Origin of the sequence: Providencia sp. wls1922 (assembly GCF_009706505.1) — a bacterium.
Lineage (GTDB): Bacteria > Pseudomonadota > Gammaproteobacteria > Enterobacterales > Enterobacteriaceae > Providencia > Providencia lanzhouensis.
The window spans coordinates 1-2,103 of record NZ_WLUG01000026.1; the positions used below are offsets into that span (position 1 = coordinate 1).

Below are 2,103 nucleotides of genomic sequence, written 5' to 3' on the forward strand. Positions count from 1 at the left end.
TTTGGCTACAACCCGCTAAACTATGAGCTATTCAGCGGTTCTGGTACTTGTGCGGATAAGGTAATCAAATGCGCTCAATGCGGCGTTCTGAATATGTTTTAGGTAATTGATATAAAAGGATTTAGTCAATAGTCAATGTCCACATATTGACCACACTTGAAAAGCCTCTTTTGACAAGAGGCTTTTTATTTTGCTTATTTTTCAATGGGTGGGAGTAGTTTTTGGGATAAAATGGGCTATAGCAGAACGTTAAATAAAACTATTTTAATTCATTTTTACTGGAGGATGCCTATTTCTGCGTTTTCGAGACTCTTCGAGTTCTTCCGCCTTAGCAGGTAATTCAAATATAGCGTCAAGTGCATGCTCTAACAACTCAATAGCTATAGATAAATCTTGCCTTGATGGCCTCTCTAATGAGTGCACTGCGGCATTTCCCATAAATCGGTGTTCATGTAAGAACTTTGCTCCTGCTTCAGTTAAATGCCCCTTTTGACTTAAACCAAATATTTTTCCTTCAAGATTTTTTTTAAATATCTCATCTCCCGTAGATGAAAGTATTAAACCACCTGAAATTTTTAAAAAAGAACAAATACCTTCAACTAATGCCCTTAATCCCACAGCTGTTAAAATGAATGAGTCATTATTAAATGCTTCTATTGATTCAACGTAAATATTACGAAGTTTGAGTGGAACATTCATCAAATCTTTAGTAGTTCGCGTATACTCTGTGCGTTTAGGATATAACGTTATACGAGTTCCGTCATCCCACTCATCTTCAAATATTTGATGCACATCTTCTGAAAAAAAATGTTCTTCACGAAATGATAAATCGTCACAACCTTTACATTGAATTACCTGAAAAGAGCCGTACCAGTTAATAATATCCCCGCCGCCATAATTTTCTTCACCATTTTTCTCATAAGATACAACCACTTCATGGTTCGTTTCTCTATGACATCGACCGCAAACCTCTCTAACTTTTTCGCCTTTGAATTTATTTTCAGAAAATGACCCTGTTATTTTCCCCATATATTTACCATTATTATCATTAAATTTTTATAAAACTTCATATCATCTTTATTTGATAAATATTGTCAATAGAGAAAGCTATTTAGTTATTAATAACTAAATCTATATTACGTATATTAATACTATTCTATATAACTCAATGGTATCGAATTATCAGAAATTCAATACATATAGAACAAATAAACACCATTTAAACAATTGCTTTTTCAAAACATCTCCATCTGTTTCTCTCCCCGATGCGATCTAGGTAACTCATCCGTCGGGATCTCAAAGCCTTCTGGAAGTTCTTGCGGGATTGTTTTGGTTAGATAAATCTCCACTGAGGTTATTGTTGTAAAAGAACAGCCACACAACAAATTTTGGCATTGGTGGTAACTTCTACGGGTTTCACTACTCATGGATTTACTGGTTTTGGTATAAGTCACAGCGCCACACTGGGGACAATTGAACGCCATTTTATAGCCTTGGATTATAGGTATGCCTGCCGTTATTATAATCAATTATCCGTTGCTTTGCTCAACATCCGTCATATCAATATCTTTGATTTTTATTTCCAGTTCTAAATGGGTTATAAACCCGTTCCCATCAATGGTGTGTGTCACTCGGCTAATCACCCATTGGTGACTATCGATGGTCGGTTTAAAGCCTGTCACAGTCACTGGCATTTCAGGGTACAAATCGGCTCGCCCCTCAGCCAAGGTGATATTAAATTCTGCCACGCCCCTCTGTAATTTTGACCATTTGGCCGCTGCAGCACGTTTAGCTGATTGCTCATTTTTAAACGTTTGTCGCATCACAAAAACGTTACCCTCGGCACCCTCGATGTAACCGCCCTCTTTCTTGCTCGATTTCTCTTTTTTAGGCTTTTGCTTGCGTTTAAGGTTAGTCTTCTTTTGTTTGCCGTAGTTCAAATCTAGCCAGTAAGCTTGTACACCGGTGTACGCTTGCCGGTCAGCCAATCGGAAATAATGCCTATCGCCACTTTCCCGCATGAGGGTGATCACCGGTAAGGGCTTGCCGCTTTGCGTGACACCCTGATTAGGCACGATAAATAACAAACTGCCGTTTTTAATG

General features: G+C 37.9%; 3 protein-coding genes. All 3 read right to left on the reverse strand.

Annotated elements, in window-relative coordinates; translation table 11 throughout:
• Positions 1-264: 264 nt before the first annotated feature.
• Complete coding sequence (locus tag GKR71_RS01135; RefSeq protein ID WP_154633840.1) at positions 265-1,029, reverse strand: DUF4145 domain-containing protein; 765 nt, start codon at positions 1,027-1,029, stop codon at positions 265-267.
• Positions 1,030-1,235: 206 nt separating this feature from the next.
• Positions 1,236-1,484, reverse strand: a complete 249-nt coding sequence (locus GKR71_RS01140; RefSeq protein WP_154633841.1) for an ogr/Delta-like zinc finger family protein — start codon at positions 1,482-1,484, stop codon at positions 1,236-1,238.
• A gap of 45 nt (positions 1,485-1,529) precedes the next feature.
• Positions 1,530-2,103: contractile injection system protein, VgrG/Pvc8 family (locus GKR71_RS01145; RefSeq protein ID WP_255454053.1), on the reverse strand; the 574-nt coding region annotated here is incomplete at its 5' end.

What these genes read in the sequence shown, in the direction of transcription:
- GKR71_RS01135 (WP_154633840.1), bottom strand. Translation starts at nt 1,029, where the DNA reads ATGGGGAAAATAACAGGGTCATTTTCTGAAAATAAATTCAAAGGCGAA.
- GKR71_RS01140 (WP_154633841.1), bottom strand. Translation starts at nt 1,484, where the DNA reads ATGGCGTTCAATTGTCCCCAGTGTGGCGCTGTGACTTATACCAAAACC.